Below are 15,560 nucleotides of genomic sequence, written 5' to 3' on the forward strand. Positions count from 1 at the left end.
GTCTCCTTATTCTTCGTATATTTCAGAATAACTGTGGAGTAAGTTTTGTTTTAAATTCCAAAGCTTGCTAGAAAGATCTACATAATAATTATGAGGATTTTCAAGTCTTAATACTTCTGGCCAAAGTTTGTTTGTTTCTTCTTCAGCAAAAGATTTTATTTCGCTTACAGCAGGACTTTCATATATAGGTTTACCATTTTTAAATATTTGAACATGCAGGTCTTTAATATAATAATTTTTTAGTTTTTTCTTTTTCCAATTATAAATTGGGTCAAATATTTCAAGTGTTTTTGTTTCATCAATTACTTCATCATTAAGGGTAATTAGGTCAGCAAGAGCCTTATTAGTAGTTTTATCAAATATTCTATATATCTTTTTAAAACCAGGGTTAGTTATCTTTTCTTCATTTTCACTTATTTTTATTTTAGGTACAATAATATTATTGTTTTCAATTGCTACTAATTTATACACACCACCAAAAACAGGCTCTGATTTTGCAGTGATTAGTCTTTCACCTACTCCAAAGCTATCTATTTTAGCACCTTGTGCCAAAACATCTGTAATAATATGTTCGTCTAAAGAATTTGAAATTGTAATTTTAGCATCAGGATATCCTGCATCATCTAATATTTGTCTGCATTTTTTAGTGAGGTAAGTTATGTCACCACTGTCAATTCTAATTCCAACAGGTCTAATTCCCTTTGGTTTTAGAACTTCATCAAATACTTTTATTGCATTTGGTAGTCCAGATTTTAAAACGTTATATGTATCAATTAATAGAAGGCAGTTGTCAGGATAAACATTTGCCCAAGCTTTGAAAGATTCATATTCATTATCAAATAGTTGAACCCAAGAATGAGCCATTGTACCAATTGCAGGTATGCCAAACATTTCTTCTGAAATTGTACAAGCTGTAGCACTACAACCACCAATTACAGCAGCTCTAGAGCCATAAACAGCACCATCATAACCTTGAGCTCTTCTTGAACCAAACTCCATAACAGGTCTTCCATTTGCGGCTCTGCAGATCCTATTTGCTTTTGTTGCAATTAAAGTTTGATGATTAACAGTTAAAAGAATCATAGTTTCTACAAATTGGGCTTGGATAGCAGGCCCTTTTACTGTAACTAAAGGTTCATTTGGGAAAACTGGATTTCCTTCTGGAACTGCAAAAACATCACAAGAAAATTTAAAGTTTCTTAAATAGTTTAAGAACTTTTCAGAAAAACAACCTTTATATTTCAAGTATTCAATATCTTCTTCTGTAAATTTTAGACTTGATAAATATTCAATTAATTGGGTAACACCAGCCATTATACAATATCCACCATCATCAGGGACTTTTCTAAAAAACATATCAAAGTAAGCAATCTTATCACCTACACCATTTTCTAGATATCCATTTCCCATAGTGAGTTCATAAAAGTCTACAAGCATTGTAAGATTTCTTTCATTTCTTACATTAAAATTTTTATTGAGTTCCATAATAAAAACTCTCCTATCTTTAAATTGTATTAGAAACATTTTTCAAAATGCATGATTTTGTAGAATATTTCTTAATTCCATAAAATTAACCTAAGAATAATTACATTCATTTTATTACTTAATTATATATTATACAATATTTTTTTTATTTGTGGAAATAACGGTGTTTTAATATAATTTTTTTGTTAAGTAACTAAAAAAGTTGTACAATATATTGTATTGTAAATTAGAAGGAGATGATTTTTTGAATTCAGATGTAATAAATCAGGTGTTAATTTTGTTTCTAATGATTTTTGTAGGGATATATGCGAGAAAAAGGAATTATATAAATAAGCAAATAAATGATGGACTTAGCAAATTGCTTTTAAAAATAACGCTGCCACTATTAATAATAAGTTCTTTTAACACTAATTTTTCAAAAAGTATGATAGTTAATGCTGAAAAACTATTTATGTATACAATAATAGTGCATATCGTAATTATAGTATTTTCTAAAATAGTTTATTGTAAAGTGCCAATAAATAAGAGAGGTGTAGCAAAATTTGTAACCTTATTTTCAAATTCTGGTTTTATGGGTTATCCAGTGCTTAAAGGATTATATGGCAACCCAGGTGTATTTTATTGTTCAATTTTTGGAATAGTCTTAAATGTTTTTATGTTTAGCTACGGAATAATGGTATTAGATGTAGAGGGAGGAAGCTCCTTTAAAGAACTAAAAAAAATAATTTTAAATCCGGCTATAGTGGCTATTATAATAGGAATAATTATTCTTGTTACAGGTATAAAGATCCCATATGTATTGTCCTCAATGATTAGTTCTGTTGGTTCAATGACCTCACCATTATCAATGATAATAGTTGGAGTTATGCTTGCTGACACGAAGGTTAAGAATGCAATTAGTGGTAAAACAGTATACATAATAAGTTTTATAAAGCTTATTGTTGTACCAGTGTTAACCTTTTTTACATTAAAACTTGTTGGTGCTCCCACATTAATAATTGATATAATAGTGTTACTCGAAGCTATGCCTGCAGCATCTAATGCAGCAGTTTTAAGCTTTCAATATGGAGGGGACGAGCTTTTAGCAATAAAAAGCATATTTGTAAGTACAGTACTTTCAATAGTGGCAATTCCTGTAATTATTAAGTTATTATTATAGGAAACTTGTCAATAATAAATAGTAAAAGGATTTTTTTATTTAGGTGGTTAAATGATGGAACAGCAATTAACAGAAGAATTTTGCAGTTTAAGAGATAAAATAATAGAGAATAGATACAATAAGCTTGATAATTCTCAAATTAATGCGGTATTAAACAATGATAAAAATTGTATAGTAATAGCTTGTCCAGGTGCTGGGAAAACCCAGGTTATCATAAATAGAGTAGATTATTTATGTACTTTTGGACCTACCTATAATACAAAGCTTATTCCAAATTCTATAACAAAAGAACAAATAGAAGTTTTGAAACGTTATTTTAATAATGATGAAAATGTTATACCAGATGTACTTAGATATTTTGCAATTAAAGCTGAAAATATAGTTGTAATAACTTTTACTAGAGCTGCAGCAATAAATATGAAAAAAAGATATAAAAATTTATTTAAGACTATAAATGAACCGTTTTTTGGTACTTTTCATGGTTTGTTTTACAGGATATTAAGGAGATACAAAAATTCTATTAATATAATTGAAGCATATGAAAGTTATAGAATTGTTAAACATGTATTATTAAAATATATGGATGAAGTAAGCGAAGATAAATCAAGAGAGGTTATAGGTGATATATCAAAATATAAAACTTCAAGAAGGGTCTTCGATGAATTTCAACCATCAATTGAAAAAGGCATATTTAAGGAATGTCTAGATAATTATGAGGGATATAAGAAAGAAAAAGGTTTAATTGATTTTGATGATATTCAACTTCAATGCTTAGAACTCTTTAAACATAATGAAAATTTGTTGATGGGGTATGGAAAACTATTTAAATATATGTTAGTTGATGAGTTTCAGGATTCAGATTTACTACAAATAGAACTTCTAAAACTTTTAAATAGGGAGAATAGTATATATGCCGTAGGAGATGAAGATCAATGTATTTATGGATTTAGAGGCTCGAGACCTGACTGTATGGTAGAGTTTAATAAAGTATTTATTGATGGACAAAAGATATATCTAAACAAAAATTATAGGAGCAAATGTAATATAGTTGATATTTCAAAAAATCTTATAAAGAACAATCTAATGAGAAACGAAAAAGCCATATATGCAAATAAATCTGAAGAAGGTAATATAACTGTACTTAATAATGCAAATGAAAATATGCAGGCAGAAGAAATTTATCAGAACATTATAAAGCTGAAAGAAGTAAATGAAGAGAAGTATAGTGATTTTGCTATTCTTTATAGGACAAACGTTGAGAGTAGAAGTCTTATAGATAATTTCATAAGAAGGGACATACCATTTAGACTTTTAGATAGGGAATATAATTTCTTTGAACATTTTATTTGCAAGGACATTCTAGCATATTTAAAACTTAGCATTGACAGCACAGATAAAATTAGCTTTTTAAGGATAATAAATAAGCCATTTAGATACATCGGAAAGGTGAATCTTGAAAAAATAAAATCCTATAGGTTTAAAGAAGATTTATTTGAAGTTTTAAAAAATGTAGATGATTTGCCTCTTTTTCAAATGAAAACTGTGGATAAACTAAAGAATTCAATTCAAAGATTAAATAAAATGTCACTTACAGGAGCAATTCAAACTGTAATTTTAGAACTTGGATATCAAGATTACATAACTGAATACTCTAAAAAATTCAAAGCAGATGTGAATGAATTGCTTCAAATTATTGAAGAATTTAAAAAATCATCAGAAGAATATAAGAGTATAATTACTTTTTTAGCACATGTAGAAGAGGTTGCAGAAAAACTTAAAAACAATAAAAAAGATTTAAGCAAAGATGCAGTAATACTTAGTACTATACACGGTGTAAAAGGAATGGAGTTTAAAAATGTATTTATAGCTAACTGCTGTGAGGAAACCATACCGCATAAGAACAGTATAGAAAACAACCTAGAAGAAGAAAGACGACTTTTTTATGTTGGAATAACTAGAGCAATCGATAGTTTATGGATATGCATAAGTAGAGATATAAGGGGAAAATCAAAGGATCCATCAAGATTTGTAGCAGAATGTGGACTTAAGTTTAATAGCTCATACACTGGTAAATATGAAGTAGGTGAAAGTGTAAAACATATGTCTTTTGGCCGTGGAAAAATAACAGAACTTAATGATAGTGTTGTTGAAATTGAATTTGAGGGTGGAGTGAAAAGAAAATTTGACCCTGTGATTTTGGTGAATAATAGGCTTATTGAGAAGATTATCTAAACTAAATTTCAATTGGATTAAAACCCAATATATTGTAAAAATATATATAGTTTGTTATAATGGCAATGGTTAAGTTATATATGTCATTGAAACTACATATGGAGGGGTAAAATGAAAAAAATTAGAAGTATATCAATTACAATCTTATGTGTACTGATTTTAGTAGTTCAGTCATCAATAGTATTTGCAGGAACACCTTCTACCAAAGCAGGAGGATATGGTTCAGGATCGTTTAGTAAATCAAGTAGTACAAGTAGTAGTTCAAAAAGCACAGGTAGTTCGAAAAGTACAAGTAGTTCAAGTAGTTCAAAAAATTCGAGCATTTCCAAGAGTACAAATACTTCAAGTAAAGCAGGAGGATATTCAACAGGCTCATTTAGTAAATCAAATACTTCCAAAGGCACAAGTACTTCAAGTAGCTCAAATAATGCAAAGAGAACTAGTAGCACAACAGCTACTCCATATAGTTCAACATTATCAAAATCAGGAAAGCCAACAAATTATTATAGATCGGCAACAAGTAGTGGCTTTTATTTTTTTGGATTTCCTCACAGAACATATTATTATGACAGTACAGGACATGAATATTATTACAATGCAAAACCTTCTGCAGGCGGTGTAATTGTAGATATATTAATTGTGATAATAATAGCAGGAATAATAATAGCTGCATTAAGGAGAAAGAGATAATAAAATGAGATATTTTATATTGTTGAAATATGAAAAATGGGACGAAAGTGGATATCTAAGTACTTTTTATAATACGCCAAGACCAATAGAAGGACATAGGAGTATTCAGGAATTACTTGATATAATCATAAGAGATAATGGATTAAGAAGTGCAGCTGTAGTTACATTTGAAGAAATGCCAGAGCAATTTATAGCAGGTGATTTCGTATATTTTGTAAGTTATATGTATTATGATATGGATGGGTGTGAAATTCATGATAGTGGAATTACAGAGATTGATCACCAGATATTTAACGAAAGAGACATAGAAGAAATTTGTAGAGATTTAGAAAGAGAAAATGGTTACAATAATATATGTATAACGGGAATCAAATTGCTATAAAAAAAATATGTGAAAAGGATGACTTTTACATTGTGTAGAAGTCATTTTCTTTAACATTAATGCATTCTATGGCTTTATATATAATTATAAATACAAAAACTCTTATTAAAATATCTCCAATGCTCATTATACTATAGCCAACATCAAAGATGTCAGTTAAAAATTTAAATTTTGTTGTAGAGGTTCCAAGCATGTGTATATCGTTAACTTTGCTAAAAATATCAGCTTTTGCATAACCTGTGAATTTAGATAAAGATATAAATACTGGCATTTTACCACCATTAGATTTCATTGCTACATAATTACACAAACTTCCTAATAAAACAAAAACCGATCCAATAATAGAATTTATATACAGATTGTATTTAACTACTAAAATAAATACAGATAAAAGCAGCAGTAATTTAAATTGGCTTGAATATTTTACAGGGGAATAAACTCCTTTAAATATCATAAATTCCAATATTATATACAAAAAAGCCATAACTAGCATTGGATAAACAGTCCAAGATTTAAACAAAGGTTTTATTTTATATTTTTTAATTTTTGCGGCTAAAATAGCTATAAATATAGTCTCAATCATATTTTTACCTCGTATATTCTTTCATTATAATAATATTAATAAACGTCAAACGTTTGTATATATGTCTGAAAATTCTATGCTTATTCTATCAGTGTTGGTTTCGTATATTATGTTTTGATATTTTTCAGGATGTTTAAGAATTTTAGCGGGTAAAATAATAATAAATTCACTACCCTTTCCAAGTTGACTTTTTAATTCAATTGTCCCATTATGCATTTCTACAAAAGACTTAACTAAAGATAAACCTATTCCGCTCCCTTCACTAATACGTTTTAATGTTCTATCAACTTGTCCGAATCTTTCAAATATCAGATTTTCTTTGTTAGCTGGTATGCCAAGACCTGTATCCTTAACTGAAATTGAAATTTTATCTCCAATATCATTTAATGTTACTAATATTTTTCCATTTGCTTTAGAATATTTAACAGCATTTGAAAGTAAATTAAGCATAATTCTTTCAATTTTATCAGGATCAAAGCCCATAATTTTCTCTTCAATATCAGTATCAAATACAAGATTTAAATGTTTACTTTCTACATATGGTGCTACAGATAAAGTAATATCCTCTACTATTTTTACTATATCATAATTTCCAAGATTTAATTTTAAAAAACCAGAATCAACCTTAGTAATATCTAAGAAGTTGTTAATTAATCGCATTAGTCTATAACAATTTTGCTTAATTAATGCTACATACTCGTCAATTTTATGTTCAAATTTTATGTTGTCGGTTTTATAAATGTCCAGTACTTGAATAGCTGAAAATATTACATTTAGGGGAGTTTTTAGTTCGTGAGAAATGTTAGCAAATAATTCAATAATAGAGTTATTAAATTGTTTAGTTTCATTTAATAATTCCACTTTTTTTTCTACATCTTGTTGTAATTGTTTTACCTGAATTTCTGAAGAAATATCATGTATTATACTTAATATTGCAGGTTTACCCTCATATAAAAAATAATTTGAAATATATTCAACTGTAATTAGCTCACCACTACTATTTAATAAATTAACTTGGAATTTTATTAATGTTTTTTTATTGTTCAATTCTTGTTCAAATATTTTTTTTACGTAACGTTTTTTTTCATTGCAAATTAAATCATAAATAGATTTTGTTATTAATTCGTCCATATTAAAATTTAGTAGTTTGGTTGCACTTTCATTTGCAAAAATAACTTTATTATCATCATGAACTAAGATTACATCTTTTGAGTTTTCAATAATCATACGGCAACAAACTTCATTTTTTAATAAATTTTCTTCAATACGTTTGTTTTTATTGTTTTCGTTCATCAATTTCTTATTAAGCTCATTTAATTGTAGGATTTTTCTATTTATATTTTCTTCTTCAATTTCAACATAATAACCAAGTGGCCATGCAGTTAAAATAAATACTCCAGCAATAATTAAATCATTTTCAAAATATATATTAAAGCTTAAATTTTTAAAAGAAAACAAGTCAACTAATAATATTACAATTGAAGAAATAGAAGCTATTAAAAGCCCATGCTTTTTTCCAGATTGTAAAGTTGCTGTAATAATTATAAACATAAATAAAAACTTATATTGATAAATATAAGTGCCAGAAAGGAGGATTAATAAAGAAAATATGCAGATAAAAATGTAATTTTCAATATGATATATTTTGCCTTTATTTTGATGCTTTTCAAATATTTTTGTAGAAAATGACCATAATAGATAAACTAAAATAATGCATAAGGAGAAGAAGCCAATTCTATTTAAATAAAAATAGTTAAGTTTTGGATGATTTTCAAATGAATTGTAGCTTAAATCAAAATTATTATTAATAATTAATATACTAAATAATAATGAGGCAAGCTTTATTACATATATAATATCATTTACATTTTTCTGATTATTTTCTTCAAATTCAAACAACGTAATTTCACACCCATCTATAAATAATATAATTTTTTAGTATTTAAGGACCGATTTCTCGATCCTTAAATGTTAGTCTTCTATAAGACACTTTGGTTCTTCAGGTTGATATAGAACCCAAAAACATGCAGAAACAGCTGTACTTAAGGCAAACAATGTTAGAATACTAGCAGTTACACCTAATAGTTTTTTTGATAACTTGTCCTTCATTTTTATTCCACCTTTCATAATTTTATTGATATAGAATCTATTTTGTGTATAAATTTATGACCTAAATATGTTAAAGTAAATGTTTGCCATGTAGTCCCTATAGAGATGCAAAAAGCATAGATTAAAAAATTAATATTACTACTATTTATATATAACAGAAGTAAAATACTTATAATTCCATATAATATACATACAATTATTAAAGATGATTGCTTTAATTTTTGTCTTTTTAAGATGTTATTTATTGGCTTTGCAGAGCTATCTACTGGGGCATGTTTATGAATATAATAATAGGAATATATAAAACTTATAATAATTAGCAAAAATATGATTGTAAGGGGAAGAGTTTTCAAAATAAAAATTGTGAATAAACTAAAAGATACACAAACAAAAGTTCCAATTAGAGCACAACGATTTGGAGAACAGGAATGTACCCCACCAGAATATTTTCTTAATATACTAATAGAAAAAGAGATAACCAATGATTCAAAAAATACATGAAAGAGAAAACCAAATGTCATAATTAAAAAAATTGAGAAAAATGTTTGGAGTAGTCCAAAAGCTCCATATGTTAAAATTTCTTCATGATTGTTATCTAAATTTAATCTAATAGCAACAGTATGACCAATTTTAATGGATAATCGTTCTAATAAGAACATGCTAGTTTTCTCCTTTCGCAATATTTTTATTAAATTTATTAAAAATCAGAATAAAAATTGCAAATAGCACTAATGAAGGCATATAAATTAAAATTTTTTTTGAAGGAATATTAACTAAATTTAATATATCAATATTAAATAGATGTATTAGTAGAACAGAGTTTATAAACTCACAAATGGATAATAACGTTATTACAATTAAAGATGAAGATATGGCTCTTGTTAATGGTAATTTAATAAAATAGTTTGTACTAATAATAAGAAAAACAACAGTTATAAGAGTATGTACCCCAAACTGTATGGGTAATAATCTTACCATGTATACAATTATAGACAAAAAAATACTTAATAAAAGCCATACTTTTTTGCTGATTTTTTTCATATTTATCAAGCTTATAGCCCAAATAAATAAAATAGATTCTGGAAAACCTCTAAAAAATAGTTCTAAAAACGACACTTTCAACATAACATTACTCTTTCTTATAATATTTTTAATTATTTTACACCATTATTATACCATTTGATACATAAAATGTATCAAAAAACAATTCGATTTATTTATGTATTAAATTACTTTTTATGACAAAATATATATTTTATGCGGCATAAGCATTTATAAAAAGTTACATTATAAAATGAATTTATTTGATATAATATTAACGATACAACATTAAATTTATATATAGAAAATGGAGGTTGTCGTTACTATGGAAAATAAAGTTATCGAAACAATACAAAATCGAAGAAGCATTAGAAGATACAAACAAAATCAAATAACAGATGAAGAACTTGATAAGATAATAGAAGCAGGTTGTTATGCACCTAGTGGCGGAAACAATCAAAGTAGCCATTTTGTTGTCATTCAAAGTCCAGAAACACTAAATGAATTAAAGGCGCTAGTTGTAGAAGAATTTTCAAAAATGGAAATTAAAGAAGATACTTATAAAAGTTTAAAAGCATCTATATTGCAATCTAAAAAAGGAAATTATGACTTTACGTATCATGCACCAACACTTATATTGATTTCTAATTTAAGAGGATATGGAAATGCTATGGCAGATTGTTCAGTTGCCTTAGAGAATATGATGCTTGCAGCTACGTCACTTAAAATAGGTTCATGCTGGGTAAACCAATTGAAATGGCTAGCGGATAACTATACTGTTAAAAACTATATAAAAAAATTCGATATTAATGAAGATGAAATTATTTGTGGTGGAATTGTTTTAGGATATTCTGAGCAAAATAATTTGCCGCCTATTGAAAGAAAAGGAAACCATGTTACGTTTATAAAATAATAAGAAAATGCAAAAAAAGTTAAAGATTTTCATATGAAAGAATAAGTGAAAATCTTTAACTAATAAGTTATTAAGAAACCTTTTCTTCTAAAGACTCATTAGAATATTTAGATTTAAATATATTATATGAATATATTAATATAAGCAAAATAATAAATATAGCGGAAAATCTATACATAAATCCATAACTCTTTTTTTCAGCAACAAAACTTAATAGTATAGAACCAAATGTGTATGCTAAATCCATAGAAGATAAGAAAGTACCGTTAGCTGCACCTTTTCTATTAGAAGGTGAGCGATTTACTGCCCAAGCTTGAAGTGAAGGCTGTACAGCTCCGTATCCAACACCGTAAAACAAAGAAGATAATAATAGTATTGGAACAGATGCTGCATAGGATAATATAATAAGTCCTATAATCATACAAATGGCACCAGGTAGTATTACAACTACATGTCCTTTTTTATCAAATATCTTTCCTACAGCAGGTCTAGTTAGCAGTACCATAGCAACATATCCTACAAAGTATATCCAAATACTACTTATTTTAAGTTCTTTCCCGTACAGCATAATATAGCTCATAATTCCACAAAGAGTAACTGTAAGTAAAAAACATAGAAGTGAAGGTAAAGCAGCCTTTTGTTCAAAAGCATCCTTTAGGTTGATTTTTTTCTTTGAATTTGGAGTATTGGTTAGCTTTTTATTAAGATTTACACCTTGTAGAAAAATAGCACCAACAATAACTAAAGCTATTGAAATAATAGCAATGTTTTTAAAACTGTATAAATTCATAATAACAATTGCAACTACAGGTGACAAAGCCATGGATATTATCATTGAAAGGGAATAATATCCCATACCTTCACCACGTCTTTTTTCAGGAATGATACTAGAAAAAATTGCAGCAGCACCGGTAGAGGCAAGTCCCCAACCTATTCCTTGGACAACACGCATCAAGATAATTGCATCTAAAGGAAGCCAAATATAAGATAATGTACTTGCAGCTAGGATTATTGTGCCAATTAAAAGGAGTGGTTTGATTTCAATTTTGTCCATAATGTTTCCTGTAAAAAGTCTAATTAGTAGCGAGGTTATAGAAAATGTACTAACAACAAGACTGCTTTCTAGGCTGCTTCCGCCAGACAATTTTGCATAAGCTGGAAGTGTAGGGGTTAACATATAAAAACCTAAGTAAATAAATAAATTTGATAATAGCATAAAAATATAACCTTTTGTCCATAATTTTTGTGAATGTTCCAAGTTAAATCCTCCTTATTTTAAGTTATCAATATTTTTGTTTATTTGTAATAAAACGCATATATATATATTTAAATCTTCAGGAGATATTCCTTTAAGGATATCCCTAAAAAGGTTTTCTATAAATGGAAGTATATTTTCTTTAAGAATTAGCCCATTTTCTGTTATATGTAAAAGAAAGGAACGTCTATCTTCTTTACTTGAATGTCTTTCTATTAAATTTTTACGTTCTAAAATGTCCAATATTCTAGTTAAAGTAGGTTGGTCTTTATTTGTAATTTTAGCTAATGACTTTTGACTTATTTTATTTTGATTGGACAAATTAAAAAGCACCGTCCATTGCTCAGTGGTAATGTTGAATTTTTCAAGGTTTTTGTTTAAAAAGTGTAATAGATTTTTATTTGTAATATTAGTTAATCTTCCGATGGATTCATCATAAGATTTAATCATAAGGTCACCTCCATATATTTTTGTTATAACAATAATTAGTATAACAATTAATTATAAACATAAAATTATGATAAATTCAACTAAAAAATGATATAATTTGATTATAGGATTACAATTACGATTGAAAGGAAGTGAATGTTTAGAAGTCTAAGCTATATTTTGAGTAATACATCTTTGCTTAGATAACTAAAAGAATATGAGATTCGTTACCTATAGTTATAATAAAAGAGAATATTTAGGAATACTTAAGGAAGCTGGTGTAGTAGAATTAAATTCAGTCTTAAGTCAAATTGGAAAAACAAGAGTAAATTCTATGAATGAATTTATAGGAATTTATTATGATGAGATTAAAGTAATTGAAGAAGATATGAAGCATAAAAAATTCGATATAATACCATTGGATAAAATAAAAATACTCGCACCGATTAGAAATCCCCGTAGGAATATTTTATGCCTTGGAAAAAATTATGTAGAACATGCAAACGAGGTTAAAGCTACAGCTATATCTAAGGATGGTATACCAAAAGCACCAATATATTTTACTAAAGCAGTGAACGAATGTATTGGAAATGATGATGAAATAAGATTTTCAACTGAAGTTACAAAAAAAGTTGATTATGAAGTTGAACTTGCAGTTATAATTGGAAAAAATGGGACAAATATTAAACCAGAATATGCTGAAGAGTATATTTTTGGATACACAATAATAAATGACGTTTCAGCTAGAGATTTGCAATCCACTCATAATCAATGGTTTAAGGGAAAAAGTTTAGACACTTTTTGCCCAATGGGACCAAGCATTGTGCATAAAAATGAAATACCTTTCCCTGTTGAACTTGATATAAATTGCAAAGTAAATGGCGAAGTAAGACAAAGTTCAAACACAAAAAAATTAATTTTTGATATACCATATATAATTAGCGATTTATCAAAAGGATTTACGCTAAAAACAGGAGATATAATTTCAACAGGCACCCCTAGTGGAGTTGGAATGGGATTTAAACCCGAAAAATTGCTGAAAAATGGAGATGTTGTTGAATGCAACATTGAGAAAATTGGAAAACTGACAAATAAAGTTTGTACATTATAGGTTTATTGAATATTTTGTAATATTATTATATAATTTTATTAGGCTCATGTTCTTTAAAGAATATGAGCCTTTAGATTATACGGTGAAGAGGTAGGAATATGATGTCTGGAAATATTAATTCTGATGAGGCTTTATTTTCTTTAGATATAGGTACTCGTACGGTTATAGGTACAGTTGGTGTAGTAAGGGATAAAAAATTTCATGTTATTTCCGAGAAGTTTACGGAACATGAAGAAAGAGCTATGATAGATGGACAAATACATGATATAAGTTTAGTTGCAAGGGCAGTAAATAAAGTAAAAAGTGAGCTTGAAGAAGAACTTGGATTTAAATTAGAAAAAGTTGCAATTGCAGCAGCAGGAAGATTTCTAAGAACAACTACAGTAAAGTCTGAAATAAATATTGATGACGATAAAGAAATAGATAAAGAATTAATAAGGAGCCTTGAACTTACAGCTGTAAAGGTAGCTGAAGAGGAAGTAAATAAAAATACAGTTGGAAAACTTTATTGTGTTGGTTATAGTGTGAAAAATTATTTTTTAAATGGATATGCTATTTCCAATTTGTTAGCTCATAAAGGTCAAAATATTACAGCAGAAGTAATTGCAACTTTTTTACCAAGATCAGTAGTAGATAGTTTGTATGCAGTTACAAAAAAAGTAGGGCTTTCAGTTACAAATTTAACACTTGAACCTATTGCAGCAATGGAAGCAGCAATACCTCAGAATTTAAGACTATTAAATTTAGCATTAGTTGATATTGGAGCGGGTACTTCAGATATTGCAATAAGTAGTAATGAGACAATAAGTGCTTATGGAATGGTTGCCATGGCTGGAGATAAAGTAACAGAAGCTATTGCTAGAGCTTGTCTTGTAGATTTTAATGGAGCTGAAAAGATAAAAAAACAAATGGATTCAAAAAAAGAAGTGGATTTTGTTGACGTGCTTGGAATAGAAAACACAGTAAGTTACGATGAAATAATTAAAATAATTAAACCAGTGGTAGAAAAGTTGTCTGAAGAAATTGCAAATAAAATTATTGAATTAAATGGCAGTAAAGCTCCAAATGCAGTATTTTTAGTTGGTGGAGGTGCACATACTCTTTTATTAAAAGATTTATTAGCAGAAAAGATAAACATACCTGAAAAAAGAATAGCTATAAAGGGTAGGGAATCTGTAACAGATTGTGTATGCATTGATAATAATCTTGGAAGTACGGGTGTAACGGTTTTAGGAATAGCTTTAGTTGCTATAAAAAAATATGGTGGAGATTTTATTGACGTATTTTTAAATAGTAGTGTTGTCAGCCTTTTTAATTCAAAAAAAAATACAGTAATGGATGTTATAATGCAGGCTGGTATCAATCCGAAAGTGTTAATTGGAAGAAATGGAAATAATATAAGATTTAAGCTTAATGGGTCTAAACGAGTTTCTTTTGGAAAAATTGGTAAAAGTGCAATTATAAAAATAAATGGCTTATTAGGAAGTATGGAATCTGATATAAGAGAGAATGATAAGATTGAAATAGAATTTTCACAAAATGGTGAAAATGCAAAAGCTGTGATCAAAGATTATGTTAAAGACGTTAATAGTATAGGATTTTATTTAAATGGTGAAATTCAAAATTTAGAACCAATATTTATAGCCAATGGGGAAAAAACGGATATTAATTACGAAATCTTGGATGGAGATGATATTAATACAATATTTTCTCAAACTATAGGTCAATATAAGAGATATGTAAACAATAATATTAATGTTGAATATTATATAAACGATGAAAAACTTTCAGATGATTACATCATTAAAGAAGGCGACAAAATACAATCTAAAGAAAAATTAAACGAAAATATGAACGTTAAAACAATAGATAATGAAAAAAATACAAGTATAGAAAATAAAAATGAAATTTCAAGTGAAGTTTTAAATGAAGAAAAAGTTAAGTATGGAGCAATTGAGGTAGTTGTAAATGATAAGAAAATAATACTTGAGGGTAAAAAAGAGTATGTATTTGTAGATATTTTTAATTATATTAATTTTGATCTAACAACCCTAAAAGGTCGTATAGTACTTAAACTTAATGGAGAAAAGGCTGGTTATAACAACATTTTAAAAAACGGGGATATTATTGAAGCAAGGTGGGAGTAAGAAGATTTTAATAACATGAGAAGG

The 15,560-nt window shown here is 27.6% G+C and carries 14 protein-coding genes; 7 read left to right on the plus strand and 7 right to left on the minus strand.

The window, feature by feature from the left end:
* Positions 1 to 6: 6 nt before the first annotated feature.
* Positions 7 to 1,485: a nicotinate phosphoribosyltransferase gene (locus B8978_RS10780; protein ID WP_084116036.1), complete on the minus strand. Its 1,479-nt coding sequence runs from the start codon at positions 1,483 to 1,485 to the stop codon at positions 7 to 9.
* 244 nt (positions 1,486 to 1,729) lie between these two features.
* Here B8978_RS10780 and B8978_RS10785 point away from each other — a divergent pair, with 244 nt between their 5' ends.
* The 4 genes from B8978_RS10785 (at position 1,730) to B8978_RS10800 (ending at position 5,948) form a co-directional block, all read left to right on the plus strand.
* Positions 1,730 to 2,644, plus strand: coding sequence for an AEC family transporter (locus tag B8978_RS10785; protein ID WP_084116037.1), 915 nt, complete (start codon positions 1,730 to 1,732; stop codon positions 2,642 to 2,644).
* 51 nt (positions 2,645 to 2,695) lie between these two features.
* A complete protein-coding gene (locus B8978_RS10790; protein WP_084116038.1) occupies positions 2,696 to 4,876 on the plus strand; it encodes an ATP-dependent helicase in 2,181 nt (726 codons plus the stop codon).
* 111 nt (positions 4,877 to 4,987) lie between these two features.
* Positions 4,988 to 5,566: a hypothetical protein gene (locus B8978_RS10795; RefSeq protein WP_084116039.1), complete on the plus strand. Its 579-nt coding sequence runs from the start codon at positions 4,988 to 4,990 to the stop codon at positions 5,564 to 5,566.
* A 4-nt stretch (positions 5,567 to 5,570) separates the two neighbouring features.
* Positions 5,571 to 5,948, plus strand: a complete 378-nt coding sequence (locus B8978_RS10800) for a hypothetical protein (protein WP_084116040.1) — start codon at positions 5,571 to 5,573, stop codon at positions 5,946 to 5,948.
* A 25-nt stretch (positions 5,949 to 5,973) separates the two neighbouring features.
* Here B8978_RS10800 and B8978_RS10805 read toward each other — a convergent pair whose 3' ends face one another.
* The 4 genes from B8978_RS10805 to B8978_RS20540 all read right to left on the minus strand — a co-directional run bounded on the left by B8978_RS10805 (position 5,974) and on the right by B8978_RS20540 (position 9,299).
* On the minus strand, positions 5,974 to 6,531 hold the full coding sequence (locus B8978_RS10805; protein ID WP_084116041.1) for a DUF5317 family protein: 558 nt from the start codon (positions 6,529 to 6,531) through the stop codon (positions 5,974 to 5,976).
* Positions 6,532 to 6,576: 45 nt separating this feature from the next.
* Positions 6,577 to 8,430 carry a PAS domain-containing sensor histidine kinase gene (locus tag B8978_RS10810; protein WP_084116042.1) on the minus strand — a complete coding sequence of 618 codons (1,854 nt, stop codon included), beginning with the start codon at positions 8,428 to 8,430 and terminating at the stop codon, positions 6,577 to 6,579.
* 72 nt (positions 8,431 to 8,502) lie between these two features.
* Positions 8,503 to 8,640 carry a cyclic lactone autoinducer peptide gene (locus B8978_RS10815; RefSeq protein ID WP_084116043.1) on the minus strand — a complete coding sequence of 46 codons (138 nt, stop codon included), beginning with the start codon at positions 8,638 to 8,640 and terminating at the stop codon, positions 8,503 to 8,505.
* A 14-nt stretch (positions 8,641 to 8,654) separates the two neighbouring features.
* A complete protein-coding gene (locus B8978_RS20540) occupies positions 8,655 to 9,299 on the minus strand; it encodes an accessory gene regulator ArgB-like protein (RefSeq protein ID WP_084116044.1) in 645 nt (214 codons plus the stop codon).
* A 707-nt stretch (positions 9,300 to 10,006) separates the two neighbouring features.
* Between B8978_RS20540 and B8978_RS10830 the strand changes: the two genes are divergently transcribed.
* Entirely contained in the window at positions 10,007 to 10,594 is a 588-nt protein-coding gene (locus B8978_RS10830) for a nitroreductase family protein (protein WP_084116046.1), read from the plus strand.
* A gap of 70 nt (positions 10,595 to 10,664) precedes the next feature.
* Here B8978_RS10830 and B8978_RS10835 read toward each other — a convergent pair whose 3' ends face one another.
* Positions 10,665 to 11,810, minus strand: a complete 1,146-nt coding sequence (locus tag B8978_RS10835) for an MFS transporter (protein ID WP_139796040.1) — start codon at positions 11,808 to 11,810, stop codon at positions 10,665 to 10,667.
* A 54-nt stretch (positions 11,811 to 11,864) separates the two neighbouring features.
* Positions 11,865 to 12,299 carry a MarR family winged helix-turn-helix transcriptional regulator gene (locus tag B8978_RS19525; protein ID WP_139796033.1) on the minus strand — a complete coding sequence of 145 codons (435 nt, stop codon included), beginning with the start codon at positions 12,297 to 12,299 and terminating at the stop codon, positions 11,865 to 11,867.
* Positions 12,300 to 12,495: 196 nt separating this feature from the next.
* Here B8978_RS19525 and B8978_RS10840 point away from each other — a divergent pair, with 196 nt between their 5' ends.
* Positions 12,496 to 13,389 carry a fumarylacetoacetate hydrolase family protein gene (locus B8978_RS10840; RefSeq protein WP_084116047.1) on the plus strand — a complete coding sequence of 298 codons (894 nt, stop codon included), beginning with the start codon at positions 12,496 to 12,498 and terminating at the stop codon, positions 13,387 to 13,389.
* Positions 13,390 to 13,487: 98 nt separating this feature from the next.
* Positions 13,488 to 15,536 carry a cell division protein FtsA gene (locus B8978_RS10845; protein WP_084116048.1) on the plus strand — a complete coding sequence of 683 codons (2,049 nt, stop codon included), beginning with the start codon at positions 13,488 to 13,490 and terminating at the stop codon, positions 15,534 to 15,536.
* Positions 15,537 to 15,560: the final 24 nt, after the last annotated feature.

Source organism: Clostridium acidisoli DSM 12555, assembly GCF_900176305.1.
Taxonomy (GTDB): domain Bacteria; phylum Bacillota; class Clostridia; order Clostridiales; family Clostridiaceae; genus Clostridium_I; species Clostridium_I acidisoli.